Annotated in this window: 32 protein-coding genes; 22 read left to right on the forward strand and 10 right to left on the reverse strand. The window is 75.2% G+C overall.

Going from position 1 to position 24,796, the window contains the following annotated elements; genetic code table 11:
* From ACI79H_RS18030 to ACI79H_RS18070, 9 genes are all read left to right on the forward strand, one after another.
* Positions 1-565, forward strand: a 565-nt coding sequence (locus ACI79H_RS18030; protein ID WP_456555796.1) for a DUF222 domain-containing protein, incomplete at its 5' end; no start/stop codon positions are given.
* Between the two features lie 62 nt (positions 566-627).
* The gene (locus ACI79H_RS18035) at positions 628-1,422 is read left to right on the forward strand and encodes an enoyl-CoA hydratase/isomerase family protein (protein ID WP_456555797.1); all 795 of its coding nucleotides are present in this window, start codon (positions 628-630) and stop codon (positions 1,420-1,422) included.
* A gap of 166 nt (positions 1,423-1,588) precedes the next feature.
* A complete protein-coding gene (locus ACI79H_RS18040; RefSeq protein WP_456555798.1) occupies positions 1,589-2,074 on the forward strand; it encodes a DUF4234 domain-containing protein in 486 nt (161 codons plus the stop codon).
* A gap of 136 nt (positions 2,075-2,210) precedes the next feature.
* Positions 2,211-2,816: a DUF4234 domain-containing protein gene (locus ACI79H_RS18045; protein ID WP_456555799.1), complete on the forward strand. Its 606-nt coding sequence runs from the start codon at positions 2,211-2,213 to the stop codon at positions 2,814-2,816.
* Positions 2,817-2,838: 22 nt separating this feature from the next.
* Positions 2,839-3,315, forward strand: a complete 477-nt coding sequence (locus ACI79H_RS18050) for an NUDIX domain-containing protein (RefSeq protein WP_456555800.1) — start codon at positions 2,839-2,841, stop codon at positions 3,313-3,315.
* 131 nt (positions 3,316-3,446) lie between these two features.
* Entirely contained in the window at positions 3,447-3,650 is a 204-nt protein-coding gene (locus ACI79H_RS18055) for a hypothetical protein (protein WP_456555801.1), read from the forward strand.
* A gap of 126 nt (positions 3,651-3,776) precedes the next feature.
* On the forward strand, positions 3,777-4,748 hold the full coding sequence (locus ACI79H_RS18060; protein ID WP_456555802.1) for a ferritin-like domain-containing protein: 972 nt from the start codon (positions 3,777-3,779) through the stop codon (positions 4,746-4,748).
* A gap of 143 nt (positions 4,749-4,891) precedes the next feature.
* Positions 4,892-5,302: a hypothetical protein gene (locus ACI79H_RS18065; protein ID WP_456555803.1), complete on the forward strand. Its 411-nt coding sequence runs from the start codon at positions 4,892-4,894 to the stop codon at positions 5,300-5,302.
* Between the two features lie 437 nt (positions 5,303-5,739).
* Positions 5,740-5,907, forward strand: coding sequence for a hypothetical protein (locus ACI79H_RS18070; RefSeq protein ID WP_456555804.1), 168 nt, complete (start codon positions 5,740-5,742; stop codon positions 5,905-5,907).
* 43 nt (positions 5,908-5,950) lie between these two features.
* Here ACI79H_RS18070 and ACI79H_RS18075 read toward each other — a convergent pair whose 3' ends face one another.
* Together ACI79H_RS18075 and ACI79H_RS18080 are read right to left on the reverse strand one after the other, a co-directional pair.
* Positions 5,951-6,334, reverse strand: a complete 384-nt coding sequence (locus tag ACI79H_RS18075; protein ID WP_456555805.1) for a PaaI family thioesterase — start codon at positions 6,332-6,334, stop codon at positions 5,951-5,953.
* Positions 6,335-6,382: 48 nt separating this feature from the next.
* Positions 6,383-6,895, reverse strand: coding sequence for a DUF421 domain-containing protein (locus ACI79H_RS18080; RefSeq protein ID WP_456555806.1), 513 nt, complete (start codon positions 6,893-6,895; stop codon positions 6,383-6,385).
* 46 nt (positions 6,896-6,941) lie between these two features.
* Between ACI79H_RS18080 and ACI79H_RS18085 the strand changes: the two genes are divergently transcribed.
* A complete protein-coding gene (locus ACI79H_RS18085) occupies positions 6,942-7,832 on the forward strand; it encodes a potassium channel family protein (RefSeq protein WP_456555807.1) in 891 nt (296 codons plus the stop codon).
* On the opposite strand, the gene ACI79H_RS18090 is transcribed toward ACI79H_RS18085, so the two are convergent.
* Positions 7,823-9,049, reverse strand: a complete 1,227-nt coding sequence (locus ACI79H_RS18090) for a cation:proton antiporter domain-containing protein (protein WP_456555808.1) — start codon at positions 9,047-9,049, stop codon at positions 7,823-7,825. The two genes, ACI79H_RS18085 and ACI79H_RS18090, sit on opposite strands and share 10 nt — an antisense overlap.
* Before the next feature lie 174 nt (positions 9,050-9,223).
* On the opposite strand from ACI79H_RS18090, the gene ACI79H_RS18095 reads away from it, so the two are divergent.
* The 8 genes from ACI79H_RS18095 (at position 9,224) to ACI79H_RS18130 (ending at position 17,172) form a co-directional block, all read left to right on the forward strand.
* On the forward strand, positions 9,224-9,649 hold the full coding sequence (locus ACI79H_RS18095) for a YciI family protein (RefSeq protein ID WP_456555809.1): 426 nt from the start codon (positions 9,224-9,226) through the stop codon (positions 9,647-9,649).
* Positions 9,646-10,950: an RNA polymerase sigma factor gene (locus ACI79H_RS18100; protein ID WP_456555810.1), complete on the forward strand. Its 1,305-nt coding sequence runs from the start codon at positions 9,646-9,648 to the stop codon at positions 10,948-10,950. The genes ACI79H_RS18095 and ACI79H_RS18100 overlap by 4 nt, the downstream gene beginning before the upstream one ends.
* Positions 10,951-11,084: 134 nt before the next feature.
* Positions 11,085-12,107: an iron ABC transporter substrate-binding protein gene (locus ACI79H_RS18105; RefSeq protein ID WP_456555811.1), complete on the forward strand. Its 1,023-nt coding sequence runs from the start codon at positions 11,085-11,087 to the stop codon at positions 12,105-12,107.
* Positions 12,108-12,181: 74 nt separating this feature from the next.
* On the forward strand, positions 12,182-13,699 hold the full coding sequence (locus tag ACI79H_RS18110; RefSeq protein ID WP_456555812.1) for an ABC transporter permease: 1,518 nt from the start codon (positions 12,182-12,184) through the stop codon (positions 13,697-13,699).
* A complete protein-coding gene (locus ACI79H_RS18115; protein WP_456555813.1) occupies positions 13,696-14,778 on the forward strand; it encodes an ABC transporter ATP-binding protein in 1,083 nt (360 codons plus the stop codon). Before ACI79H_RS18110 ends, ACI79H_RS18115 begins: the two co-directional genes overlap by 4 nt.
* A gap of 50 nt (positions 14,779-14,828) precedes the next feature.
* The gene (locus ACI79H_RS18120; protein ID WP_456555814.1) at positions 14,829-15,644 is read left to right on the forward strand and encodes an aldolase/citrate lyase family protein; all 816 of its coding nucleotides are present in this window, start codon (positions 14,829-14,831) and stop codon (positions 15,642-15,644) included.
* Complete coding sequence (locus ACI79H_RS18125) at positions 15,641-16,492, forward strand: NAD-dependent epimerase/dehydratase family protein (protein ID WP_456555815.1); 852 nt, start codon at positions 15,641-15,643, stop codon at positions 16,490-16,492. Before ACI79H_RS18120 ends, ACI79H_RS18125 begins: the two co-directional genes overlap by 4 nt.
* Positions 16,489-17,172, forward strand: coding sequence for a glycosyltransferase (locus ACI79H_RS18130; RefSeq protein ID WP_456555816.1), 684 nt, complete (start codon positions 16,489-16,491; stop codon positions 17,170-17,172). The genes ACI79H_RS18125 and ACI79H_RS18130 overlap by 4 nt, the downstream gene beginning before the upstream one ends.
* A 9-nt stretch (positions 17,173-17,181) precedes the next feature.
* Here the strand turns inward: ACI79H_RS18130 and ACI79H_RS18135 are convergent, their stop codons facing one another.
* Positions 17,182-18,645: an ArnT family glycosyltransferase gene (locus ACI79H_RS18135; protein WP_456555817.1), complete on the reverse strand. Its 1,464-nt coding sequence runs from the start codon at positions 18,643-18,645 to the stop codon at positions 17,182-17,184.
* Positions 18,642-18,986 carry a hypothetical protein gene (locus ACI79H_RS18140; RefSeq protein ID WP_456555818.1) on the reverse strand — a complete coding sequence of 115 codons (345 nt, stop codon included), beginning with the start codon at positions 18,984-18,986 and terminating at the stop codon, positions 18,642-18,644. The genes ACI79H_RS18135 and ACI79H_RS18140 overlap by 4 nt, the downstream gene beginning before the upstream one ends.
* Positions 18,987-19,079: 93 nt before the next feature.
* Between ACI79H_RS18140 and ACI79H_RS18145 the strand changes: the two genes are divergently transcribed.
* On the forward strand, positions 19,080-19,964 hold the full coding sequence (locus tag ACI79H_RS18145) for a bacteriorhodopsin (RefSeq protein ID WP_456555819.1): 885 nt from the start codon (positions 19,080-19,082) through the stop codon (positions 19,962-19,964).
* 1 nt (position 19,965) lies between these two features.
* Here the strand turns inward: ACI79H_RS18145 and ACI79H_RS18150 are convergent, their stop codons facing one another.
* Positions 19,966-20,418, reverse strand: coding sequence for a GNAT family N-acetyltransferase (locus ACI79H_RS18150; RefSeq protein WP_456555820.1), 453 nt, complete (start codon positions 20,416-20,418; stop codon positions 19,966-19,968).
* A 174-nt stretch (positions 20,419-20,592) separates the two neighbouring features.
* Between ACI79H_RS18150 and ACI79H_RS18155 the strand changes: the two genes are divergently transcribed.
* The gene (locus tag ACI79H_RS18155; RefSeq protein WP_456555821.1) at positions 20,593-20,820 is read left to right on the forward strand and encodes a hypothetical protein; all 228 of its coding nucleotides are present in this window, start codon (positions 20,593-20,595) and stop codon (positions 20,818-20,820) included.
* Positions 20,821-20,893: 73 nt separating this feature from the next.
* On the opposite strand, the gene ACI79H_RS18160 is transcribed toward ACI79H_RS18155, so the two are convergent.
* The 4 genes from ACI79H_RS18160 to ACI79H_RS18175 form a co-directional block, all read right to left on the reverse strand.
* A complete protein-coding gene (locus ACI79H_RS18160) occupies positions 20,894-21,349 on the reverse strand; it encodes a PGPGW domain-containing protein (protein WP_456555822.1) in 456 nt (151 codons plus the stop codon).
* Positions 21,350-21,414: 65 nt separating this feature from the next.
* The gene (locus ACI79H_RS18165; protein WP_456555823.1) at positions 21,415-22,269 is read right to left on the reverse strand and encodes an SDR family oxidoreductase; all 855 of its coding nucleotides are present in this window, start codon (positions 22,267-22,269) and stop codon (positions 21,415-21,417) included.
* A gap of 47 nt (positions 22,270-22,316) precedes the next feature.
* On the reverse strand, positions 22,317-22,586 hold the full coding sequence (locus ACI79H_RS18170) for a DUF2277 domain-containing protein (protein ID WP_456555824.1): 270 nt from the start codon (positions 22,584-22,586) through the stop codon (positions 22,317-22,319).
* Between the two features lie 24 nt (positions 22,587-22,610).
* Positions 22,611-23,282, reverse strand: a complete 672-nt coding sequence (locus ACI79H_RS18175; RefSeq protein WP_456555825.1) for a hypothetical protein — start codon at positions 23,280-23,282, stop codon at positions 22,611-22,613.
* Between the two features lie 130 nt (positions 23,283-23,412).
* Here ACI79H_RS18175 and ACI79H_RS18180 point away from each other — a divergent pair, with 130 nt between their 5' ends.
* Both ACI79H_RS18180 and ACI79H_RS18185 read left to right on the forward strand, forming a co-directional pair.
* Positions 23,413-23,820, forward strand: coding sequence for a hypothetical protein (locus ACI79H_RS18180; protein WP_456555826.1), 408 nt, complete (start codon positions 23,413-23,415; stop codon positions 23,818-23,820).
* Positions 23,821-23,884: 64 nt separating this feature from the next.
* Complete coding sequence (locus tag ACI79H_RS18185) at positions 23,885-24,781, forward strand: SDR family NAD(P)-dependent oxidoreductase (RefSeq protein WP_456555827.1); 897 nt, start codon at positions 23,885-23,887, stop codon at positions 24,779-24,781.
* Positions 24,782-24,796 lie beyond the last annotated feature (15 nt).

Below are 24,796 nucleotides of genomic sequence, written 5' to 3' on the forward strand. Positions count from 1 at the left end.
CAGCCGCGCCCAGCAGTCCGCCGACGCCCTCGTGCAGCTCGCCGACAACGCCCTGGCCTCCGGCACGCTCCCCACGATGCGGACCGTCAAGCCGCACGTCGCGGTCACCATCGACCTCGACGACCTCCTGGACACCACGACCGCCGGCGCAGGCGCCGGGCGCACCGGGTTCGGCGGCATCATCTCCGCCGCCCGCACCCGATGGCTGGCCTGCGACGGCAACCTCACCCGCATCGTCATCGGCCCCGACGGCCAACCCCTCGACGTCGGCCGCACCCACCGCGTCGTTCCGCCGCACCTGCGCCGCGCGGTCGAGATCCGCGACCGCACGTGCGTCTTCGCCGGCTGCGACGCCCCGACCCACTGGTGCGACGTCCACCACCTGATCCACTGGATCGACGACGGCGACACGTCGCTGGTCAACTCGGCGCTGCTGTGCGAACGCCACCACACCAAGGTCCACTCCGGCTTCCGCGTGGAACGACAACCCGACGGACGATGGCGCACCTGGCGCCCCGACGGCACCGAGATCGCCGTCCACCAGCCGTTCCCCGTCAGCGCCTGAGGGTCGTCGGCGAGAAGAGCCCCGCTGTGCTGACGGCGGCCGTGCCCGGTACGAATGGGGCCGTGAGCGAATCGCAGCGGTACGGGTCCGGGCTGGTCGTCGAGGACCGCGGGCACGTCCGCGTGCTCACCCTCGACCGGCCGGAGCGGCGCAACGCGCTGTCCACCGAGGTGCAGGCCGACCTGGTCGAGCAGCTGCTGGATGCGGGGGAGGGCGGCACCGTGCGCGCCATCGTGCTCACCGGCAACGGCCCGGCCTTCTGCGCGGGCTTCGACCTCAAGGAGATCCGCCAGCAGGACGAGCGGGGCGAGCGGTTCCGGCCGCCGATGAACCGCCCCGGCCGGTCGATCTTCGAGGTCGTCACCGAGACCCCCGTGCCGATCGTCGCCGCGCTCCAGGGGCACGCCGTCGCCGGCGGCTTCGAGCTGGCATTGGCCTGCGACCTCCGCGTCGCGGCGCCCGGCATCAAGCTCGGCCTGCCCGAGGCCACCATCGGGATGGGCGCCAACTTCGCCTCCGTCGTCCTGCCCAAGCGCATCCCCATGGGGGTCGCGCTGGAGATGCTGCTGGTCGGCCAGTACGTCACCAGCGAGGACGCCGAGCGCTGGGGCCTGGTCAACCGCATCGTCGACGCCGACGCGGTGCTCCCCGCCGCCCTCGCGCTCGCGGAGAAGATCGCGGCCAACGCGCCGATCAGCGTCCGCCGCATGAAGGAGACCGCGGTCAAGGGCGAGGACCTGCCGCTCTGGCAGGCGCTGCGGCTCGACGTCGGCCCCAACCCCTACCTCAGCGAGGACCGGCAGGAGGGCATCGCCGCCTACCTGGAGAAGCGCCGCCCGGAGTGGCGCGGCCGCTGACCTGATGGTGCGCGGACGCCCCGATGGGGTGGGGCGCACGGGGCGCCGGTCGTCGCGTGGGACGGCGCGGTGAGCCGCGTCGCACGCGCGCTGTGCGGCGACGCCGCCGTCCCCTAGGTTCCGCGCCGAGCCGGAAGTGCCGGCGTCATCGACAGGAAGCGAGCGCATGTCCACGCCAGGCAATCCCTCGGCCCAGCAGTACGGCCAGCCCTACCCGTCCACGCAGCCCGGCTACGGCGGTCAGCCCATGCCGAGCACGCCGGGGTACGCGCAGTACGCCGCGCCGCAGGGCCCGGTCGGCAAGATCCGGCCCACCGGCATCGCGATCCTGCTGTGCATCGTGACGCTCGGGATCTACAGCCTGTTCTGGTACTACGCGACGCACGACGAGATGAAGAAGCACACCGGCGAGGGGCTGGGCGGGGTCGTCGCCCTGCTGCTCGCGCTCTTCGTCGGCGTCGTCTCGCCGTACCTGCACAGCCACGAGGTGGGCAACCTCTACGAGCGCCGCGGCCAGGCGAAGCCGGTCAGCGCCCTCACCGGCCTCTGGTACTTCCCCGGCATCTTCCTCCTCGTCGGCCCGATCGTCTGGTTCGTCAAGACCAACGGCGCGCTGAACGACTACTGGCGCAGCGTCGGCGCCCAGGGCTGACCCGCGCACCCACCGGCCGCGTCGTCGCACCGCGACGGCGCGGCCGGTCCGCGTCCGGCACCGCGCACAGGAGGCCCCCACCCCGGCGCGCGCGGGTGGAGACTGCGGGCCCGGGACACGGTCACGAGGAGCTGCCATGAGCACGCCCGAGCACGAGCCGCCGACGCCGCCGCAGCCCACACAGTCGCTGCCCACCCCGCCGCCGCCCCCGCCGCCGGCCGGCCACGACCAGCAGGGGTACGAGCAGCAGGAGTACGGCCAGCAGGGGTACGGCCAGCAGCCGCCGCCGGGCTACGGCCAGGGTGGCGGGTACCCGGCCCAGCCGATGCCCGGCCCGCCGCCGTGGGCGCAGTACAGCCGGCCCACCGGGGCGCTGGGCACCATCCGCCCGACCGGGATGATCATCCTGCTCTTCTTCGTCACCCTCGGGATCTGGGGCTTCGTCTACTACTTCCAGACCCAGGAGGAGATGAAGCGGCACACCGGTGAGGGCCTCGGCGGCATCCTCGCGCTGATCATCGCGGTGATCTTCGGGCTCGTCTCGCCGTTCCTGCTGAGCAACGAGGTGGGCAAGCTCTACGAGCGCCGGGGGCAGGCGCCGCCGGTCACCGCGCTCACCGCGCTCTGGTTCTTCCCCGGCATCTTCATCCTCGTCGGGCCCTTCATCTGGTTCGTGCGCACCAACAACGCGCTCAACGAGTACTGGCGCAGCCAGGGCGTGACCCGGACCAGCGTCGTCTGAGGCGGCCCGGCAGGATCGGGGCGTGCCGAGGACGAGCGCGGGGATCCTGCTGCACCGGCTCGGCCCTGGCGGCCGCGAGGTGCTGCTCGGCCACATGGGCGGGCCGTTCTGGGCCCGCAAGGACGACGGCGCCTGGTCGCTGCCCAAGGGCGAGCACGGCCCGGACGAGGACCCGCTGGCGGTCGCGCACCGGGAGTTCGCCGAGGAGCTCGGCTCGCCGGTGCCGGCCACGGAGCTGGTACCCCTCGGTCGGCTGCGGGCCTCGGGCAAGGTGCTCGCGATCTGGGCTGCCGAGGGCGACCTCGACGCGGCGGCGAGCACGAGCAACACCTTCGAGCTCGAGTGGCCCCCGCGGTCGGGCCGCGTCCAGGAGTTCCCGGAGATCGACCGTGCGGCCTGGTTCGGTCTCGACGAGGCGCGCACGAAGCTGGTGAAGGGCCAGGTCCCCTTCCTCGACCGGCTGCGCGACGTCCTCGCGTCTACTGGTCCCACCAGCTGAGACCGGCCGTCCCGCGACGTGGATGACGGTTGGATGACATGTCGTCCCACCGCATCCCGGCCGCCCCGGATCGGGGTGGGCGCCTGCCAGTGTCGTCGGCGTCCCGTTCCACCGACCCCGGGGAGGCACCCATGACCTGCACGCACTGCGACGCGGTCGAACAGCGCGGCCGGTTCTGCGTCGGCTGCGGCAAGCGGCTGCCGCCGTCCCCCCTGCCGATGCGCCGCGCCCGCCTGGCGCCCCAGCACCTGCGCGACGACGACACCCAGCCGGTCCTGCGCTTCGGCGTCACCCCGCGCACTCCGCTCGACCGGCAGCAGGACGCCTTCGTCTGAGGCGCCGGAGGCCTGCCGTGACGGGCCTCACTGCTAGCAGATCGCTTGCAGGAGTTAGCACCCCGCGGGATCGGGGCATGACCGGATCGTCAGGTCATCCCCGATCCTCCGGAGTGTTCACCCGTCATGACCGACACCACCAAGATCCAGAACCAGCTGCGCGCCCTCGTCCTGCTCACCAAGACCGAGGAGCAGGTCGCCCGGACGCGGATCTCGCAGGCGCGGACCGACGCCGTCCGCCGCGAGCTCACCCAGAACGCGGACAACGCCGCGGCGCGCACCATCGAGATCACCGAGGCGCTGCGCGCGGCCGGCGGCGTCCCCGACGTCGTCACGCCGGCGCTCGGCCGGCTCTCGGCGGTCCTCAAGGCGACCGTCGAGCAGGCCGCGCCGCTCGAGGAGGCGCTGCTCACCGACCTGCAGCTCGAGCACCAGCTGCTCGACCGGGCCACCTACCTCAAGGTCCTGGCCGAGGCGGCCGGGAAGACGTCGGTGCAGCGCCTGGCCGAGAAGCTCGTCGAGGCGCACCGCGCCACCGTCGAGTGGCTGACCGTCGTCCTCGCCGAGGAGGCCCTGGGCGGCCCGGCCGCACTGGTGGCCACCCCGCTGCAGAAGGTCGCCGGCACCGTCGCCCGCGCCGCCGGTGCCCCCGTCCGCTTCGTGCACAACACGGTGAACAGCGCCGTCGACTCCGTGCAGCACGCCGGTGAGGAGACCACCGAGCGCCTCGGCGCCGTGGCCGACCGCGCCTCCGCCCTGACCGACGCCGTGCGCGAGACGCTGACCGTCAGCCGGGCCGCGGGTCTCCGCCGGGCCGAGCGGATCGCGCGGCGCGAGGGCAACGCCGAGGTGGCCGACACCGCCAAGGCCGCCCGCGAGGAGCTGGGCGACGTCACTGCCGCCGAGCTGCCGATCAAGGGCTACGACTCGATGGCCGCCGGTGATGCCGTGAAGGCGATCAAGGAGCTCGAGACGCCGCACGACATCCGGGTGATCATCCGCTACGAGGAGACCCACAAGAAGCGGTCGAACGTGGCGAGTGCCGCGCAGACCCGCCTGGCCGCCCTGGCCAAGGAGGCCGTCGGCGTCGACGCCTGAGCAAGGACCTCGCGGAGGGCCCGCACCCCGTTCGGGGGTGCGGGCCCTCTCCGCGTGTGCGGACGGTGACGCCGGCCGCCGGACCGGGTGAGATGCGTCGCCCACCGGTTTGCCACGCCGGGCGCGAGGGGGACCCTCGGATCATGAGCATCACCCCCGAGGCCCTGGCGGCGGAGTTCTCGCTGCCCACGGCTGCCACCCGACTGGACTTCCTCAGCCGCCGCGACGACGGCGAGACCACGCTCAACACCGTGCAGGACGTCGACGACGACTCCTGGGCGCACCTCAAGGACACCCCGCTGCAGCTCGACGTCGCCGAGTCGCTCGAGCTGCTCGCCCTGGGCGAGGTCATCTCCCGCAAGGCGCACGACTGCCAGCTCATCGGCATCCGGGCGGCGCTGCGCGGCGGCGCCGGCTGGGAGGAGATCGCGACCGCCCTGGGCACCTCGCCGCAGGCCGCCTACGACACCTACGTCGCCTCGGTCACGCGCGAGCTGGACGACCGCTCGGCCGCCGCCGCCCGCGAGCTGGCCGGTACCCGCCCCGGCCGTTGAGCCCTACCAGCGCAGCGGCTGGATGGTCCGCGAGTCGGCGGTGTGGCAGGGGCGGCAGTGCCCCCAGGTCACGATCTGCAGGGGGGTGGCCTTGCCGCCGCACTCGGGGCACTCGACCTGCTCGCCCGCCTTGGCGCGGGCCTCGCTGATCTCCGCGGACCGCTCCTGGTGGATCGCGGCATCACCCCGGCAGGGGCAGCCCAGGTGGGCCTCGGCGCATCGTCCGTGCTGAGCGGGAACGGGGTGCCTCCTGGACGCCGCCGCAGCGCAGGCGCGTGCGGACGTGACCCACGTTACCGGCCGTTCCGGGTACCGGACCCACGCGTGAGCGGAAACGTGCTGGGCATGACCCGATCGGGTCCCCACCGACCCGGTGGGACCGCCCGTCCCGTGCGTCGCCGATCGCGGTGCCGCACCGACCGACCGAGGACATCGCCATGAGCGCCGCTCCGCAGAACCCCCACGACGACGAGCCGGCCCGCCCGACCGGGCGGAGCACCGAGTCCGGCCGCCGGCGGGCCCGGGTGCTGATCCCGCTGATCTTCGTGGGCGCGATCCTGCTGGTGTTCCTGTTCATCTTCCTGGTGAGCCGGCTCAACCAGTGACCGCTCGGGCCCGGGCGCCCTGCCGGCGCCCGGGCCGGAACGCTCAGCGGTGCAGCAGCGCGAACGTGGCGACGGCGTGCCCGATCGCCTTCCCGTCCTGCTCGACGTCGGCCTCGCACACCGTCAGGTGCTCGCCCTTGGTGCGCACACGGGCGGTGACCGACAGCGGCCCGGTGCTGCCCGGTCGCAGGTAGGTCACCGTCAGCTGGCTGGTCGCGGGGACGTCGTCGTCGCCGGTGGCCGAGCGGACCGCCGTGCCCATCGCGGTGTCGACCAGCGTGGCCAGGACGCCGCCGTGCAGCGTGCCCGCCGGGTTGAGGTGCTCGTCGGTCACCTCGAAGGCGATCCGGGCCGACCCGTCGTCGGCCTCCTCCACCTGCGCGCCCAGTCGTCCCGCGAACCCACCCGGTGCCCCGTCCTCAGCCATGGCCCGCGGCTACCCCGGCCGGGGCGGTCACATGCCCGCGTCGGGCGGTTACGACGCTCCCGCCACCCCGTCCAGGGCCGAGCGGTTCCCGGCCTTCGACGCCGGGATGACGCTGAGCGTTCCGTCGGACTCCAGGACCACGGCGGCGATCTCACCGAGGTCCCCGCTCCCCGTCGCGCGGACCGCCTGCCGCACCTCGCCCACGGTCACCCGCTGCTCGCGGAGGGCCTCGGGCAGCAGTCGGCCGTCGTGCAGGAGGAGCGTGGGTGGTGCGGTGACCACGGAGCGACCGCCGGGCAGGTGCGTCGTCGTCCAGGCGACGGCGAACTGGAGGCCGGCGAGCAGCGCGAGCGCGGTCGCGCCCTCGGCCCAGGAGACGTCGCTGCTGAGCAGGATGGTCGCCAGCGTCGAGCCCAGCGCCACGCTGACCACCAGGTCGAAGGCGTTGAGCTTGCTCAGAGTGCGCTTGCCCGTGAGCCGGAGGACGACGACGACGGTCGCGTAGGCGGCGGTGCCCACGGCGAGGACGCGGGCGATGTCGGACCAGGCGTCGAACCACATGCCCGGGTCCTACCCCGCGGAGCCCGGTCACCGCTCCTCTGCCAGGGTGGGCGAGGTGGACTGGCTGATCACCGCGGCGGGCGTCCTCGTGGTGGTGGTCGCGCTTCGGGACATCTTCCACACGCTGTGGCACCCCAGCGGCCGCGGCGACCTCAGCTCGTGGGTGATGCGCGGCGTGTGGCGGCTGGGCCGCCGCCGTCGGCAGCGTGGCACCGCGGGCGTGCTGACCGGCCCGATCGGCCTGGTGCTGGTGGTCCTCTCGTGGATCACGCTGATCGTCGGCGGAGGGGCGCTCGTCTACGCGCCGCACATGCCGGAGGCCTTCCTCTTCCAGAGCGGCCTGGACGTGAGCGGGCGGAGCGACGTCCTGGACGCGGTCTACGTCTCCGCCGTCGCTCTGGCCACCCTCGGCCTCGGTGACATCGTGCCGACCGCAGGCTGGTCGCGAATCGCCGTCCCGGTGCAGGCGCTCATCGGCTTCGGCCTCCTGACCGCGTCGGTCACCTGGGTGCTGCAGATCTACCCGGCACTGATCCGACGGCGGGCGCTGGCCGTACGGCTGGCCCAGCTGCGCTCGATGCCACGGGACGACCTGCTGCTCGACCCGCAGTCGGGCAGTGCCGCAGTGCTGCTGGACGGTCTGGCGAGCGAGCTGGCGCAGGCGCGCGTCGACCTCACCCAGTACAGCGAGACCTACTACTTCCGGGACGGTGACGAGGAAGCGGCGTTGCCCGCGATGATCGGCGTCGCCGTCGATCTCGCGGCTGCCGGCCACCGCGCGCCGCGCACCGACGTCCGGCTGGCCGCCGTCCGGCTGGGTCGCGCCGTCAGCGACTTCGCCACGGTGGTCGACGACGAGTTCCTCCACACGGGAGCCGGGACCGACGAGGTGCTGGCCGCCTACGCGCGCGCCCACCACTACACCCGTCAGGACTGAGCGGCGGTGTCCTCGCGGTCGGCCGCCCTGCGGTAGAGCACCCGGCCCGGCGCCGCGGTGATCCCGTGCGCCAGCGTGCTCGCCGCGACCACCATCGTGCCGGCGGCCAGCACGGTGGTGTCGGCGCCGAGGCGTTCGGCCTCCATCGCCAGGTAGAAGAGCGCGGAGACGCCGATGGGGCCGAACCAGCCCAGGTGGACCGCGTCGGGCAGCCCCAGCCCGAGCGGCCTGCGCAGCAGGAGCAGGACGGGGAGCCGGCGGAGCACGAGCACCGCCACGGCCAGGGCGGGACCCCGCCAGCCCAGGTCCGCCCAGGCGGACCAGGGCAGCGCCGCTCCCACGGCGATGAACAGCGGGAGCACGAGGAAGCGGTTGACGGCCTCGTCGACGGGCGCGTCGGTGGTGCGGTCCGAGCCGGTGGCCACGAGGTTGAACGCCAGCCCGCAGACGAAGACGGCGAGGATGCCGTCGACGTGCAGGACGCCCGAGAGCCCGAGCACCGTGAAGGCCAGCACCACGGTGAACAGGGCGAGCGGGCCGTGGTCGGTGGAGCCGTGCTCCTCACCGGCGCGCAGCGCGCGGCCACCCAGCCAGCCCAGGAGCGTCCCGACGACCACCGCGCCGGCGACCTGCCAGGACGACTCGAGCACGGCGGCGCCGGTGGTCAGCGGCCCGGCGACCGCAATGGCGAGCAGCACGAGGGGCAGGGCGAGCCCGTCGTTCGCGCCCGACTCCAGCGACAGGATCTGGCGGTCGCGGGCGGGCAGGTCCTCCTCGGCGGGCTCGCCGGTCACGACGCTCGAGGCCAGGACGGGGTCGGTGGGGGAGAGCGCGGCGCCCAGCAGGGCGGCGGCACCCAGGCCGACGCCCAGGACGGCCGCGGACAACCCGGCGGTGATCAGCGCCATCGCCGGCATCGCGACGCCCAGGAGCAGCAGCACCGGGCGCAGCTGCGCCCGCGCCGCTCCGACCGGGTAGCGCAGGGCGACCGACATGACCGAGACGGCGAGGATCAAGCGGGTGGCCGTGTGCAGCCACGTCTGGTCCTCGGTCATCGGCGTCACGGGGAGCAGGTCGAGCACGGCGGGCCCGATCGCGATCCCCACGAGCAGGCCGACGAGCGGTTCGGACACCGGCAGGCGACGCAGCCGGCTCGACAGCGCCGCCACGCCGAGAGCCAGCACGCCGCCGGTGAGCAGCAGGACGTCGGTGGTCACGGGACGGGGCTGCCCGAGGCCCCGTCCGGCCATGCACGAGGGCTCGAGCGCCGACGCAGAAGTATTTTCTGCCGACGTGTCGATTCCGGTCGCGGCCGTTCGACGGGAAGGTAGAGCGGAGCCCGAGCCGGTCGGCACGACCGGCCTCCGTTCCCGGCACACAGGGAGACAGCGATGCGTTTCATGGTGATCGTCAAGGCGACCGAGGACAGCGAGAAGGGCGCCATGCCCAGCCAGGACATGCTGGAGGCGATGGGCGCCTACAACGAGGAGCTGGTCAAGGCCGGCGTCATGCTGGACGGCGACGGCCTGCGCCCCAGCTCGTACGGCGCGCGGGTGCGGTTCGACGAGAAGGGCACCGCCACCGTGATCGACGGCCCGTTCACCGAGACCAAGGAGCTCGTCTCGGGCTACTGGATCTTCGAGGTCTCCTCCAAGGAGGAGGCGGTGGAGTGGGCCCGCAAGGCGCCGTTCCGCGGCGGCGAGCTGGAGATCCGCCCCTTCTCCGTGCCGGAGGACTTCGGCGAGGCCTTCACGCCGGAGCTGCAGGACAAGGAGAACGAGCTGCGCGACACGCTCACCGCCCAGCGCGAGGCGTGAGCACCCCTCCTGCCCCGGCGGCGTCGGCGAGCGCGGACCTGCACCGCGTCGTCGACGCCGTCTGGCGCATGGAGTCCGCCCGCATCGTCGGTGCGCTCACCCGCGTCACCGGCGACGTCGGGCTGGCCGAGGAGCTGGCGCAGGACGCGCTGGTGGCGGCGCTGGAGCAGTGGCCCGGCAGCGGCGTGCCGGCCAAGCCGGGGGCCTGGCTGATGGCCATCGCCAAGCACCGGGCGATCGACACCTTCCGCCGGGCGCAGAACCTGCGGCGCAAGACCGAGGAGCTCGGTCGGGACCTGGTCGAGGGCGTCGAGGAGGACTGGGCCGCCGCGCTCGACGAGGTCGTCGAGGACGACGTCCTGCGGCTGGTGTTCATCTCCTGCCACCCGGTGCTCTCCCGGGAGGCCCGGGTGGCGCTGACGCTGCGGCTGGTCGGCGGCCTGACCACCGACGAGATCGCGCGGGCGTTCCTGGTGCCGGAGAAGACGCTGGCGCAGCGGGTGGTGCGCGCCAAGCGGACCCTGACCGCGGCCCGGGTGCCGTTCGAGACGCCCACGGGGGAGGACTTCACCGCCCGGCTGTCGTCGGTGCTCGAGGTGCTCTACCTGGTCTTCAACGAGGGGTACTCCGCCACCGCGGGCGAGGACCTGACCCGCCCCGCGCTCTGCCAGGAGGCGATGCGGCTGGGCCGGATCCTGGCGGGGCTGGTGCCGGGGGAGTCCGAGGTGCACGGCCTCGTGGCGCTGATGGAGCTGCAGGCCTCGCGGCTGGCCGCGCGCGTGGGTCCGGACGGCGAGTCGGTGCTCCTGGCCGATCAGGACCGCGGCCGCTGGGACCGGGTGCTGATCACCCGCGGGCTGGCGGCGCTCGACCGGGCCGAGCAGAGCGCCGCGGGGGCGCTCGGGCCGTACGCGCTGCAGGCGTCCATCGCCGCCTGCCACGCCCGGGCCCGCAGCGTCGAGGAGACCGACTGGGCGGGGATCGCGGGGGCGTACGAGGCGCTCGCGGCGCTGACCCCGTCCCCGGTGGTCGAGCTCAACCGCGCCGTCGCCGTCTCCCGGGCCTACGGGCCGGCCGCGGGCCTCGAGCTGGTCGACGGGCTGCGCGACGCCCCCGCGCTCGCCGGGTACCACCTGCTCGCGGCGGTCCGCGGCGACCTGCTCGTGTCGCTGGGACGCGACGACGAGGCGCGGGCGGAGTTCGAGCGGGCCGCGGGGCTCACCCGCAACGAGCGCGAGCGCGCACTGCTGCTGGGCCGGGCGGCCGACTGCCGCCGGTCTGCCGGGCTCCCGCCGGCCTGACCCGACGGCTCCCGCAGGAGCCCGCTGCCGCCGGGGCCGGCCCCGGGCACCCGTGGTTGCGCGGGCGCGTCATGCTTAGGTGTGCCTTGCCATACCGGCACGGTGCCGGGGCCGATGCAGGAGGAGTTCCACACGTGACCAGGCCGCGCCGGGCGATCACCGGCCTGCTGACTTCCACCGCCGTCGCCGTCGCGCTCGCCGCGTGCGGGAACTCCCAGGCGTCGGACACCGAGGCGCTCACCGTCTACAGCGCCCAGCACGAGAGCCTGGTGCGCACCATGCTCGAGGGCTTCACCGACGAGACCGGCATCGAGCTGGAGTTCCGCGACGCGAACGACTCCGAGCTGGCCAACCAGATCGTGCAGGAGGGCGAGGCCTCGCCGGCCGACGTGTTCCTCACCGAGAACAGCCCGTCGATCGACGTCGTCGACAAGGCCGGGCTGCTCGCCCCCATCGACGCGCCGACCGCCGAGCAGGTGGAGGAGCGCTACCGCCCGGAGGCCGGCAACTGGATCGGGTTCGCCGCCCGCTCGACGGCGCTGATCTACAACCCCGCGGAGATCCCCGAGGGCGAGCTCCCCGCCTCGATGCTCGACCTGGCCGACCCGGCGTGGGAGGGCCGGGTGGCGATCGCGGCCGGCGGGGCGGACTTCCAGGCCATCGTCAGCGCCGTGCTCGCGCTGGAGGGGGAGGAGGCCACCCGTGAGTGGCTCGCCGGCCTGCAGCGCAACGCCGAGATCTACGCGAGCAACACCGCCATCATGAAGGCCGTCGACGAGGGCGAGGTGCCGGTCGGCATCACGTACCACTACTACTGGTTCCGCGACCAGGCGCAGGAGGGCCTCATCGGCGACGACGCCCGGCTGCACTTCTTCCGCAACCAGGACCCCGGTGCGTTCGTCAGCGTCTCGGGCGCCGGCGTGCTGGCCTCCTCCGACCAGGAGGAGGCAGCCCAGCGGCTGGTGGAGTGGCTGACCGCGCGCGGGGCGCAGGAGCGGCTGGCCGAGAGCACGGCGCTGGAGTACGCCGTGGGCGTCGGGGTGGACTCCGCCGAGGCGCTGCCGCCGCTGGCCGAGCTGCAGGCACCCGACGTCGACCCCGGATCGCTGGACGCCGAGCTCGTCACCGAGCTCATGCAGGACGTGGGGCTGCTCTGACCACCTCCGAGCTGCGGGCCCCGGCCCCCGGTCCGCGCGCAGCGGACCGGGGGTCCGGCGCGTCCGGTCGCCGGTTGCGCCGCTCCCCGGTCACCCTCGCGCTGGCCCTGGCCGTCGCCGCGCTCGCGCTGCTGCCGCTGGGCTACATCGCCTGGTACTCGGCCGACCTCGGCTGGGCGGGGATCCGGGAGCTGGTCCTCCGGCCGCGGGTCGGCGAGCTGTTGTGGAACACGGTGCGCCTCGCGCTGGGCACCGTGGTCTGCTGCGGGGTGCTCGGCGTCGGGGCCGCCTGGCTGGTCGAGCGCTCGTCCGTGCCCGCCCGCCGGATCTGGCACGTCCTGCTGGTCGCACCGCTGGCGGTGCCGGCCTTCGTGAACAGCTACGCGTGGATCTCGCTGCTGCCGGGCCTGGACACCTACGCCGGCGCGCTGCTGGTCGTGACGCTCTCCTACTTCCCGTTCGTCTACCTGCCGGTCGCCGCCGCCTTCCGCGGGCTGGACCCCGCCCTCGAGGACACCGCCCGCGGTCTCGGGCTCTCGACGTGGGCGGTCTTCCTCCGGGTGCAGCTGCCGCAGCTCCGGGTGGCGCTGCTGGGCGGCGGGCTGCTCGTGGCGCTGCACCTGCTCGCCGAGTTCGGCGCGCTCCAGATGCTGCGGTACCCCACCTTCACGACGGCGATCTACGACCAGTACCGCGCCACCTTCAACGGCCCGGGCGCGACCATGCTGGCCGGCGTCCTGGTGCTGCTCTGCCTGGTGCTGCTGGTCGCCGAGATCCGGCTGCGGGGGCGGCGGGGCTACGCGCGCAGCGGCCGCGGCGCCCCGCGCCCGGGCCGGCGGATCGCGCTGCACCGGCTCACCGCCCCGGCCCTGCTGGCGCTGGGAGCACTGGTCGCGCTGGCCGTGGCGGTCCCGCTGTGGAGCCTGGGCTACTGGATGGCGCGCGGTGCCGGGACCGCCGTCGACGGGTCGGTCCTCCTGACCACCACGGGGACCACGCTGGGGCTGGCGGCGGCCGCGGCGGCGATCACGACGGCCATGGCGCTGCCCACCGGCTGGCTGGCGGTGCGGGCACGCGGGCGGATCGCCACGCTGCTCGAGCGCAGCACCTACCTCGGCAGCTCGGTGCCCGGCATCGTCGTCGCCCTCGCCCTCGTGACGGTGAGCATCCGGGTCACCCCGTGGCTCTACCAGACGGTGCCCGTGCTCCTGGCCGCCTACGCGATCCTCTTCCTGCCGCGGGCCATCGTCACCGTCCGGTCGGCCGTCGAGCAGGCGCCACCCCTCTACGACGACGTCGCCGCGTCGCTGGGTGCCTCGGCGCCCGACCGGCTCCGGCGCATCACGCTGCCGCTGCTGGCCCCCGGCATCGGTGCCGGTGCCGCGCTGGTCTTCCTCGCCGTCGTCACCGAGCTGACCGCCACCCTGCTGCTCGCGCCCACGGGGACGCGGACGCTGGCCACCGCCTTCTGGACGGCGAGCAGCGCGGTGGACTACGCGGCGGCTGCCCCCTACGCGGTCATCATGGTGCTGCTGTCGGCACCCGCCACCGTCCTGCTGTCCCGAGATGCCCGACGAGGTCTGACCCCATGAGCTCCCTGACCGTGACCGGCCTGACGAAGTCCTACGTGGCCGGCGTCCGGGTCCTCGACGGGGTGGACCTGCACGTGCCCGGGGGGAGCTTCACGGCCCTCCTCGGCCCGTCGGGCTGCGGCAAGACGACGCTCCTGCGGCTGATCGCGGGGTTCGACGACCCGGACGCCGGCACGGTGGCGCTGGGCGACCGGCTGGTGGCCGGGGGGCCGGGGCGCGCCGTCGCCGCGCGTCGGCGCGGCATCGGCTTCGTACCGCAGGAGGGTGGCCTGTTCCCGCACCTCACGGTCGCCGCCAACATCAGCTTCGGGCTGCCGCGACGGCAGCGGCGCGAGGGGGGCCGGGTTCGGGAGCTGCTCGACCTCGTCGGCCTGGACGCCTCGCTGGCCGACCGCTCGCCGCACCAGCTCTCCGGCGGGCAGCAGCAGCGGGTGGCGCTCGCGCGGGCGCTGGCGCCCGCGCCCTCCCTCGTGCTGCTCGACGAGCCGTTCTCCTCGCTCGACGCCACGTTGCGGGAGGAGACCCGGCTCGCCGTCTCCGCCGCGCTGGACGCGACCGGCGCCACCGCGGTGCTGGTCACCCACGACCAGGCCGAGGCGCTCTCGATGGCCGACCAGGTCGCGGTGCTCCGGCACGGACGGCTCGTGCAGCTCACCGACCCGAGGACCCTCTACCGCAGCCCGCAGGACCTCGACGTGGCGACGTTCGTGGGTGAGGCCGTCGTCCTCGACGCCGAGGTGCGGGCCGGGACGGCGCACTGCGCGCTCGGGGCGGTGCCCGTCGACGGCAGCCACGCCGACGGCCGGGCGCGGGTGCTGCTCCGCCCCGAGCAGCTGCGCCTGTCCGCCCCCGCGACCGCGCCGGACGCGGTCGTGGCGCGGATCGGCGGCGTGGACTTCTTCGGGCACGACGCGCGCATCCGGCTGGTGCTGCCGGGCGCCGGGACGGTCAGCGCGCGGCTGGTCGGGGCGGACCTGCCCTCGACCGGCGAGGAGGTCGCCGTGACGGTGATCGGGTCCGCGCAGGCATTCCCCCCGGCCGCGGCCGGCGACGTGGCGCACCCCGCCCTGTCGGCCTGAACGGCCGGTCGGCCGAGGGCGCGGATTAGGGCACCCTAAGCTCACCCCTCGTGGACCTCTTCCTCTTCACCGTCGATCCTCTCTGGGGTGGCGACGTCGTCGCCGCCGGTGCGGCCGGGGTCATCGTGGACTGGGAACGCCGGGGCAAGGAACGGCGGCAGGCCGGCGAGGGCACCCAGATCAGCACCGACACCCCCGAGGACCTGTCCCGCATGCGGGCGGCGATCGACGGCCGCCTCATCTGCCGCGTCAACGGCCACGGCCCGTGGACGGCGGAGGAGATCGACGACGCGATCGCGCGCGGCGCCGACGAGGTGCTGCTGCCGATGGTGCGCACGGCGGAGTCGGTGGACCGGACCCTCGACCTGGTCGCCGGGCGGTGCGGCCTGGGCATCCTGATCGAGACGCAGGACGCGGTGGACGTCGCCGCCGAGCTCGCCCGCCGGCCGCTGTCGAGGATCTACGTGGGCCTCAACGACCTGCGCATCGACCGCCGGTCCGACCAGCTCTTCAAGCCGCTCGTCGACGGCACCGTCGACGAGGTCCGCGCCGCGGTCACCCAGCCCTTCGGCGTCGGCGGGCTGACGCTGCCCGGCGGCGGCTTCCCCGTGCCGGGCGAGGTGCTCGCCGCCGAGCTGGTCCGGCTGCGCACCGACTTCACCTTCCTGCGCCGCTCCTTCATCGCCGACATGCAGGGGCGCGACCCCTGGGTCGAGGTCCCGCGGCTGCAGGCGCACCTCGCGGACCTGCGCCGCGCCGACCCCGCCGAGGCGGCGGCGAACCGGCAGCGGCTCCTGGCGGTCACCCGGCCGGCGGTCCCCGCCTCGCCGTCGGCCGACCCGGTCGGCGTGGGTCACCCGGCGTGAGAGCCGTCGTCACCGGCGGTGCCGGCTTCGTCGGCCGGCACCTGGTGCACCGGCTGCGCACCGAGGGGTGGGACGTCGTGCCGCTCGGCCGCGGGCAGGTCGACCTGGCCGACCCGCAGGCGGCCCGCGCCGCCGTGCGTGCCGCCGACCCCGACGTCGTGTTCTCCCTGGCCGCCGGGCGCGCCAAGGCGACCGAGGAGGAGCGGGCCGCCACCGTGGCGGTCAACACCAGCCCCTGGCTGGTCGACGCCCTGCCCGACCGGTGCCGCACCGTCGTCCGGCTGGGGTCCTCGACCGAGTACGCGGCCTCCCCGGTGCCGCTGACCGAGCAGGCCGCACTGGAGCCGCGAGGCTTCTTCGGCGCGACGAAGGCGGCTGGGTCGCTGCTGCTGCAGGCGGCGGCCGCGGAACGGGGCGTGCGCGCGGTGGTCCTGCGCGCCTTCCAGGTCTACGGGCCCGGGGACCACCCCACCCGGCTGGTCCCCGTCGTGCTCGAGGCGGCTCGCACCGGCGGCACCGTGCCCCTCCCGGCGCACGTCAGCCGGCGGGACTGGGTGTGGGTGGGCGACGTGGTCGACGCCTGCCTCCGCGCCGCCCGGCAGGAGGACCTGCCTCCGGGCGTGGTGCTCAACATCGGCACCGGGGTGCAGACCAGCACCGAGGAGCTGGTCGAGACGGCGGCCCGGGTCACCGGCCGGCCGATCGCCACGTCCCCCGGCGCCCACCCGGGCCGGCACTGGGACACCGCGGACTGGGTCTGCGACCCGGCGGCCGCACGCCGGCTGCTCGGCTGGGCGCCGACGCTCGACCTGGCCGGCGGGCTCGCCCGCACCTGGGCGCGGTCGTGACGCCGCGCATCGCCGTCGTCGCGCCCGTCTACGGGAACGAGGCCACCCTGCGCCCGCTGGCCCAGCGGCTGGCTGCGGCACTGCAGGGGTGGGACTGGCGGCTGAGGCTGGTGGTCGACGCCTCTCCCGACGGCAGCGCCGCCGTCGCCGGCGCCCTGGCGGCGGAGGACCCGCGCGTCGCGGTCACCGTGCTCGAGGTCAACGGTGGGCAGCACGCTGCGCTGGCCCGCGGGCTGGCCGACGAGGCGTCGGCCGACCGGTGGGTCTGCCTCGACGCCGATCTGCAGGACCCCCCGGAGGCCGTCCCGCTGCTGCTCGACCGCCTGGCGGTGGGCGACGTCGCCGCGGTCTTCGCCGGGCGGCGGGGGCGGTACGAGTCGGCGGCCCGGCGGCTCAGCGGAGACGTGCACCGGCGGCTGGCCGCGCGGCTGACCGGCCTGCCGGCCGACGCGGGCGCCTTCTTCGCGATGGACCGGGTCGTCCGGGACGCCGTCGTGGCCGCGGTGCGCGACGCCGGCGCGCCCAGCGTGGTGCTGGCCGTGGCCGGTGCCGGGCGGCCGGTCGTGAGCCTGCCCGTCGAGCGGGACCGCCGGACGGAGGGGCGGTCGGCCTGGACCGGCCGCACCCGGTTGCGTCAGTCGCTGCGGTCCCTGACCTGGGCGCTGCGCTCCGGGCGGTGACCCGCCGGGTCAGGCGCCGGTCTCCCAGCGCTGCAGCACCAGGCGGGTCTGCGTGCCGGGGAAGGCCTGCTCGTCGACCAGCCGCAGGCCCGCCTCCTGCAGGATCTCGTCGTCGTCGGTGGGCTCGGGCACGCCGTCCATCAGCCGCCGGACCAGCCAGACCCGGTCGGCGTCGGCCGGTGCGTCGTCCGGGGGGAGCACCAGGTCGGCCCGCAGCCGCGGCGCGAGGGTCCGCACGTAGTGGTCCAGCCCGATGGCCGAGCGCTGGTCGGCGGCCACGACCGGCTCGCCGGCCACCTGGACCGAGGCCAGCGCGCGCACGAGGTCGTCGGCACGCTCGCGGGGTTCGCGGTCCAGGAGCGGGGTGCTGCTCAGGAGGGCGCACGCCAGCAGGAGGGCCGCCAGCGGAGCCCGGCCACCGCGCGGCACGGCCAGGGCCCCCGCGGCGGCGAGGACGCCGAGCCCGAGCAGCCCGGCGAGGAGGTACCTCGGGTGGTAGACCGGCCGCAGCAGTTCGGCGCCCAGCAGGAGCAGCAGCGGGACGCAGGTCCACGCCAGCCCGAGCACCCGGAGCTCGCGGCCCCGCCCGCCGCCCCGCGCCGCACCCACGACCGCCAGTCCCACGGCCAGCCACAGCAGGGGGGTGCGCCCACCGGCCCAGGCCTCGACGGCGTAGCCGAGCATGCGGCCGTCGGTGTCCTGCAGGTGCTCCGCGTTGCGCGCGCCGGTGCCGTTGAGCAGGTTCAGCCCGACGAGCAGGCAGGCGGGCAGCGCGGCGACCGCCCCGGCGAGGACGACCGCGAGGGCGCCGCGCCCGCGCAGCACCACCGCGGCGACGACGAACGCCGCGAGGACCGTGACGGCGTACCAGTGGCCCAGGCCCATGCCCGCGCCCGCGAGCCCGAAGAGCAGCAGCCCGCGTGGCGGCTCCTGCAGCCAGCGGACGAGACCGAGCGCCGTCGCCCCCGTCGCCAGCACGGTCAGCCCGTAGCTGCGCGCCTCGACCGACTGCTGGAGGAGCAGGGGCGTGGCGGCGAGCAGCACCCCGGTGAGGACCCCGGTCGCCGTCCCGCCCAGCCGGGCGACGGCGCGGGTCACGAGCGCCAGGCCACCGGCGGTCGCCAGGAGGGACAGGACCCGGAGCGAGGTGTCGCCGCCCAGGCCGGGCAGGGCCATCCAGGCGTGCACGACCACGTAGTAGGGCGCGTTGTACGACGGCGGGACGCCCGCGAGGTAGCTGGTAACCCCCTCGCCGTCCCGGATCGCCGACAGGATCTCGCCGAGCGGCCGGCGGCCCACCTCGGCGGTGAACAGCTCGTCGAACCACAGCCCGTGGCCGGGCAGGAGGAGGAGCATCCCCAGCACCAGCAGCAGAGCCGGGGGGAGGAGCTCGGCGACGGACCAGCGGGGCGGTCGGTCCCGCTCGGCCTGCCGGGCCGCCGCGGGCACGTGGGCCTCCCGGGTCGCCGTCACGCCCCGAGGCTAGGCGACGACCGGCCGTGCTCCGGGTGCGGCAGGCGGTCGAGGAGCACCCGGGCGAGGGCGAGGGCGGCGGGGTCCGGATCCGGCCGGACGGCCGCGGCCCGCAGCAGGCCGGCCAGCGGGCCGGCGACGGCGGGGGAGAGCGCGGTGATCCACCCGGCCGACCCCGCGCGCGCCTCGGCCACGTGCTCGGCGCCGCCGTCGGACCGGTGCGCGACGACCTCGGGCCGGGAGGCGAGCAGCCCGGCGGCGCGCCAGTCGCCGGGTGTCGTGCGGGCGGCCAGCTGCTCGAGCCGGTCGGCCGCGGTCCGGAGTGCCGTCGCGTCGTCCACCCGGGCATCGTGGCCGGTCGCGGTTGTGCGCGGCGGCCGGGGGTAGTCGGCGCTGGCCGCGGGGGAGCCGACCCGCCTGACCCGGGAGCTCCCGTGGACGTGTACGACACTCCGACACCCGAGCTGCAGACCATGCCGCTGGGCCTCTACGACGTCGTGCAGCTCGCGCTGCTCGGCGCCGGCTTCGCGCTGCTGGCGTACTTCCTCTACTCGCTGATCAGCATGAACGAGGTGTCCGCCCGGTACCGGCCCTCGGCGTACGCGGCGGTGTGCCTGTCGGCGGTGGCGATGCTCGCCTACGCGCTGCTGTACAGCGACTGGGACAGCGGCTTCCGGCTGCAGGGCGAGGTGTGGGTGCCCACCGAGGAGGCGCGGAACTCCGTCGGCACCCGGTACATCGACTGGTCGGTGACGGTGCCGCTGCTGACCGTCGAGCTGCTGGCGGTGTGCTCGATCGCGGGCGCCCCGGCGCGGAACCTGCGCTTCACCACGATGGGCGCGGCCTTCCTGATGATCGTCACCGGCTACCTGGGCTCGCAGGTGATCGCCGACGGCCGCGACCGCACCGCGCTGGTCGTCTGGGGGCTGATCAGCACCGTCTTCTTCGTGTACCTGCTCGTCGCCCTGGTCGGGGCGGTGCGCGCCTCGCTGCCGACGATGGGCGTGGAGGCCGCGACCAGCCTGCGCAACGCCACGATCGTGCTGCTCGGCAGCTTCGGGATCTACCCGCTGATCTACGCGATTCCGGTGTTCGTCGACGTCACGCCGGCCTGGCTGACCGCGATCCAGGTCGGCTACTCCGCGACCGACGTCGTCGCCAAGGCCGGCTTCGGCGTGCTCGTGCACAAGGTGGCCAAGCTGCGCACCGCCGAGGACGTCGCCGCCGGCACCGACACCCATCCCGAGCCGGTGTGGTCCAGCCACGTGCACAAGAGCGACGGCGTGCAGCCCGAGGTGAAGCGCATCGCGCAGCCCTGAATCAGGCCGGCTCGCGCCGCATCGGCACGTGCGGGATGCCGTCCTCGTCGTAGCCCGGTCCGCTGCGCCGGAAGCCGAAGCGCTCGTACCAGCCCTCCAGGTGCGCCTGCGCGCCGAGGGTGAGCGGGACGTGGCCGTGGTCGGCGACGCCCTGCTCGATCAGCCGGGCGGCCAGCCCGTCACCGCGGAAGGCCGGCGCCGTGACGACCCGGCCGATGGCACGCGTCGCGCCGTCGTCCAGGACCCGGATGCAGGCGGCGACCTCGCCGTCGGCCTCGAACCACAGGTGCTCGGTCGCGGGCTCCACGTCGCGGCCGTCCAGCTCCGGGTAGGGGCAGGCCTGCTCGACGACGAAGACGTCGACCCGCAGCCGGCAGAGCCGGTACACCTCGAAGGGCGTGAGGTCGGCGAAGCGCGACCGGCGCAGCACGGGGCCGCCGGGGGAGGACGTCATGCCTCCATTGGTACCGGAGCCCCGCCGGGCGGCTGGCTGCGGTTGCCGTACCGCCGCATCGCCAGCGGGCCGAGCACCCCGCCAGGAGCACCCGCGTCGCAGGCAGGGCGGAGCGTCGCGCAGAAGTCATCGGCGCGGACAGGTATCCCGCCGCGGGAGGGGTAGGGGGCGGGCATGTCGATGTCGATGCCGCTGGAACCGAACCTGGGCACGCCGGACGAGGGCATCCCCGCCGCCGATCCCGGCGCCGGGGCGCCGCCGCCCGCCGACGGCTTCGGGGTGGGCGGTGAGGAGCCCGACCGCCCGGAGGAGCCAGCGGCCGGCGCCACGGGCTCCGGCGACCCGGCCGCCACCGACACCCCGTTCCGCACGCCGGACCCGACGGAGCTCGGCCCCTCCTGAGCCGCCCGGCGGCTCAGTCCGCGGACGGCTCACGCCCCCGGCGCGACCGCTGCCGGAACGGGCCCGGAGGGGGCTACCGGCCGAGGGCGGTGGTGGCCTTGTCGACCAGCTCGAAGTGGCCGACCGCCCAGAAGGCGACCCCCGCGGCGGCGAGACCACCGACGGTGACCGCGGTGGAGCTCAGCGGGTGCTGGCGGGCGTGCGCCCACGCGTCGCGCGCCTTGCGGCTGAAGGCGGCGAAGAAGCGGCGGGCCCACTCGAACTCGGTGGACCACACCCACAGGCCCAGCAGCACCGGCGGGATGGTGAGCGGGCCGGGCAGGACCGTGAGGGCCAGCCCCAGCGCGACGAAGAGCAGACCGGCGACGAAGACGCCGATGCGCCAGGCGAGGGCCACGCTGCGGTTGGCGTGCACCCGTTCGCGGAAGCTGCCCGGCTCGACGGGCCGGGGCTGACCCAGGCCGTCGGTGCAGTCGGGGCAGCGGGTCGCCCCGGCCGAGGTGGCGGGAGCGTCAGCGGTGGCGGTCACGAGGTGATCCGGTACCCACCCGGTCCACCGGGCACTCCTGTTGTGCGCGATGGATCCGGGCGGGATCAGGCCGCGGCCGTCAGGGCGGTGCGCAGGTCCGTCGCCGGCCGCCCCAGCAGGCGCTCGAGGTCGGTGGGCGCCACGTCCAGCTCGCCGGCGGCGGTGGCCAGCTCCAGCGCGAGGACGACGTCGGCCGTCCCCTCGTCCAGGCCGGCGGCCAGCAGCCCGGCGCGGAACTCCGCCGGCGGCAGGTCGCGGTAGGCGAGGTCGGTGCCGGTCGCCTCGCCGAGGACGGCGGCCAGCTCGGGCATCGAGAACGACGGGCCGCCGAGCTCGTAGGTGGCCGAGCCGGGGGCGTCGGCCAGCAGGGCCGCGGCGGCCGCCTCGGCGTAGTCGGCGCGCGGGGCCGCGGCCACGCGACCCTCTCCTGCGGCACCGACGATGGCCCCGGTCGCGCGGTACTGCGGCAGCTGGGCGGTGTAGTTCTCGACGTACCAGCTGTTGCGCAGCAGGACGGTGTCGATGCCCGAGTCGCGCAGCATCGCCTCGGTGAGCCGGTGCTCCACGGCCAGCGGCGTGCTGTTGGTGTCGGCCCGGGCGATGCTCGTGTAGACGATGCGCCGCACGCCGGTGGCCCGTGCGGCCTCGACGACGTTCCGGTGCTGCTCCTCGCGGCGGCCGGCCTCGCTGCCGGAGACGAACAGCAGCCGGTCGACCCCGGTCAGCGCCGCCTCGAGCGCGCCGCGGTCGCCGTAGTCGGCCACGCGCACCTGCACGCCGCGGGCGGCGAGGTCGGCGGCCCGGCCGGCGTCCCGGACGACGGCGACGAGGTCGGCCGCGGGGACACCGCGGTCGAGCAGCGAGGTGACGGCGAGGCGGCCCAGGTGCCCGGTGGCGCCGGTGACGGCGAAGGTGGTCATGCGCCGGACAAGGTGGATGAAGCGTCAACCATTCCCGTGGGCGAGCATCAGGTGCCGTAGCGCAGCGCCGCGCGCTCGCGCGCCTTGGCCGCCTCCACCTCACGGTCCTTCGGCGGCGCCGTCGTCACGAGCTCCGCCAGCAGCCGGCCCGAGATCTCGGCGATCTCCTCCACGGCCCGGTCGAAGGCCTCGACGTTGGCGCGCGAGGGCTTCGTCGTACCGCTGATCTTGCGCACGTACTGCAGGGCGGCGGCACGGATCTCGTCATCGGTCGCCGGCGGCTCGAAGTTCGAGAGCGGGCGGATGTTCCGGCACATGCCCGCGAGACTAGGAGCGCCGGATCACGCGGGGAAGCCCGCGCGGTCGACCTTGCGGTGGTAGCGCTCGCCGAGCTTGCCGCCGAGGACCGCGCCCAGCAGCGTCGCGAGCAGGACGGCGCCGAGGGTGATGAGCCCACCGGTGGTCGCGGTGCCCTCCTCGATCGGGATCCGCGGCAGGTCGAGCTCCTGGAGCACGTTGTACTGGGCGCCCGCGATCGCACCGGCGGCGGCGAGCACCAGGACGACGACCAGCCCGATCACCCAGACGGCGACGCCCTGGCGGGCGCCGTCGAAGCGCGCCATCCGCCCGGCGACGTACCCGCCGGCGAGGTAGGCGAGGAACAGCACCACGAGCAGCCCGATCGCGCCACCGACCCCGATGGTCTCCGCCCGGGCGGCGGCCTCGTCGGCCGAGTCGACGCCCTGGGCCAGGCCGAGCACCACCCCGGCCGCGCCGAGCAGGGCGACCAGCAGCACGGCCAGGCCGTTGGCGGACAGCCACCCGAAGAAGGCCGCGCCCCACTTGAGGCCGCCGAACGTGGCCCGCTGCGCGGCGACGGCGTCGCGGGCGGTCGCCGGTGCGGCGTGGCGCGGGGCCGAGGGAGCGGGAGGTGCGGCGACCGCCGGCTGGACGACGGTCGCGTCCCGGTCGGGCAGGGTTCGATCGGGCAGGGTGTTCTCGGTGCCGGCCATCGTGGGTCTCCTCCGGTTGCGGACTGCTCCGCGTCGATCCCCCTCGGACGTCGGGTGAGCGGGTTACCGCAGGTCGGCGCGGCACACGCGGTGTCGCCCGGTCGGGCGAACGGCAGGAGGGAGGACGGCGGTGGGGGTGCTGCTGGTGGACGCCGCCAACGTGGTGGGGGCCCGCCCGGACGGTTGGTGGCGGGACCGCGCCGGTGCCGCGACCCGCCTGCTCGACCGGCTGGACCTGCTCGCCGGGCGGACCGTCGACGGTCCGGACGGCGGCCCGGTCACCGTCGCGCAGGTGGTCGCCGTGGTGGAGGGGCGGGCCCGCGGGGTGCCGGCGCCGGACCGCGTGCGGGTGGTGCGCGCGCAGGGGAGCGGGGACGACGCCCTGGCCGCCGAGGCGGCCGCCCTCGCGGGGCAGGGGGAGCAGCTGCTGGTGGTCACGGCCGACCGCGGGCTGCGCGCCCGGCTGCCGGTGGACGCCGCGGTTGCCGGGCCGGGCTGGCTGCTGGCCTGCCTCGACGAGGTGGTGCCGCCGGGTTGACCCGCCGGGCGCGCGGGTAGCCCTGGCCGGACCGCCCGACCCAGCCGAGGAGATGGACCGCCCCATGCCGATCCCCACCGACGACGCGCCGCCGGCCGTCCTGGTCACCGGCGCCTCCAGCGGGATCGGTCGCGCCACCGGCCTCGAGCTGGCCGGCCGCGGCGCTCGGCTGGTGCTGATGTCCCGCGACCGCGGCTCGCTGGAGGAGGCCGCCGCCGAGATGCGGGCCGCGGGGGCGGGCGAGGTCGTGGTCTGCGCCGGGGACGTCACCTCCGAGGACGACGTCCGGGCGGCGGTCGCCGCCGCGACCGGCCGCTTCGGCCGGCTCGACGTGGTGGTGCACTCCGCGCAGGTGATGGCCTACGGGCGGATCGAGGACGTGCCGCGGGAGGTGTACGAGACGGTGGTCGACACCGCCGTCCACGGCACGGCGAACATCGCCCGGGTCGTGCTCCCGGTGTTCCGGGCGCAGGGGGCCGGTCACCTCGCCGTCGTCAACTCGCTGCTCGGCAACGTCGCGACGCCGCTCATGGGCGCCTACGTGACGGCGAAGTGGGGGCAGCTCGGCCTGGTGCGCAGCCTCCAGCTGGAAACGCGCGACGAGCCGGGCATCTCCATCTCGATCATCCAGCCCGGCGGGGTGAACACCCCCATCTACAGCCAGGCGGCGTCGTGGGCGGGCAGCACCGGGCGGCCGCCACCGCCCACCTACTCGCCGTTCCGGGTCGCCCGCCGGGTGGTCTCCACGCTCGACCGGCCGCGCCGCGTGGTGCAGGCAGGCGTGCTCAACCACCTGGTCACCGCCGGGTTCCGGCTGCTGCCGGGGGTGTACGACCTGCTCGTCGGGCCGCTGCTCCAGCAGCTGGCGCTGGCCGGCGACGACGCGCCGCCGACGACGGGCAACGTGCTCGAGTCCAAGCCCGCCGGCAACGCGACCGAGGGGCGCTGGCGCAGCATCTGAGCGACCCCCTGTGAA

Source organism: Blastococcus sp. SYSU D01042, from assembly GCF_054050515.1.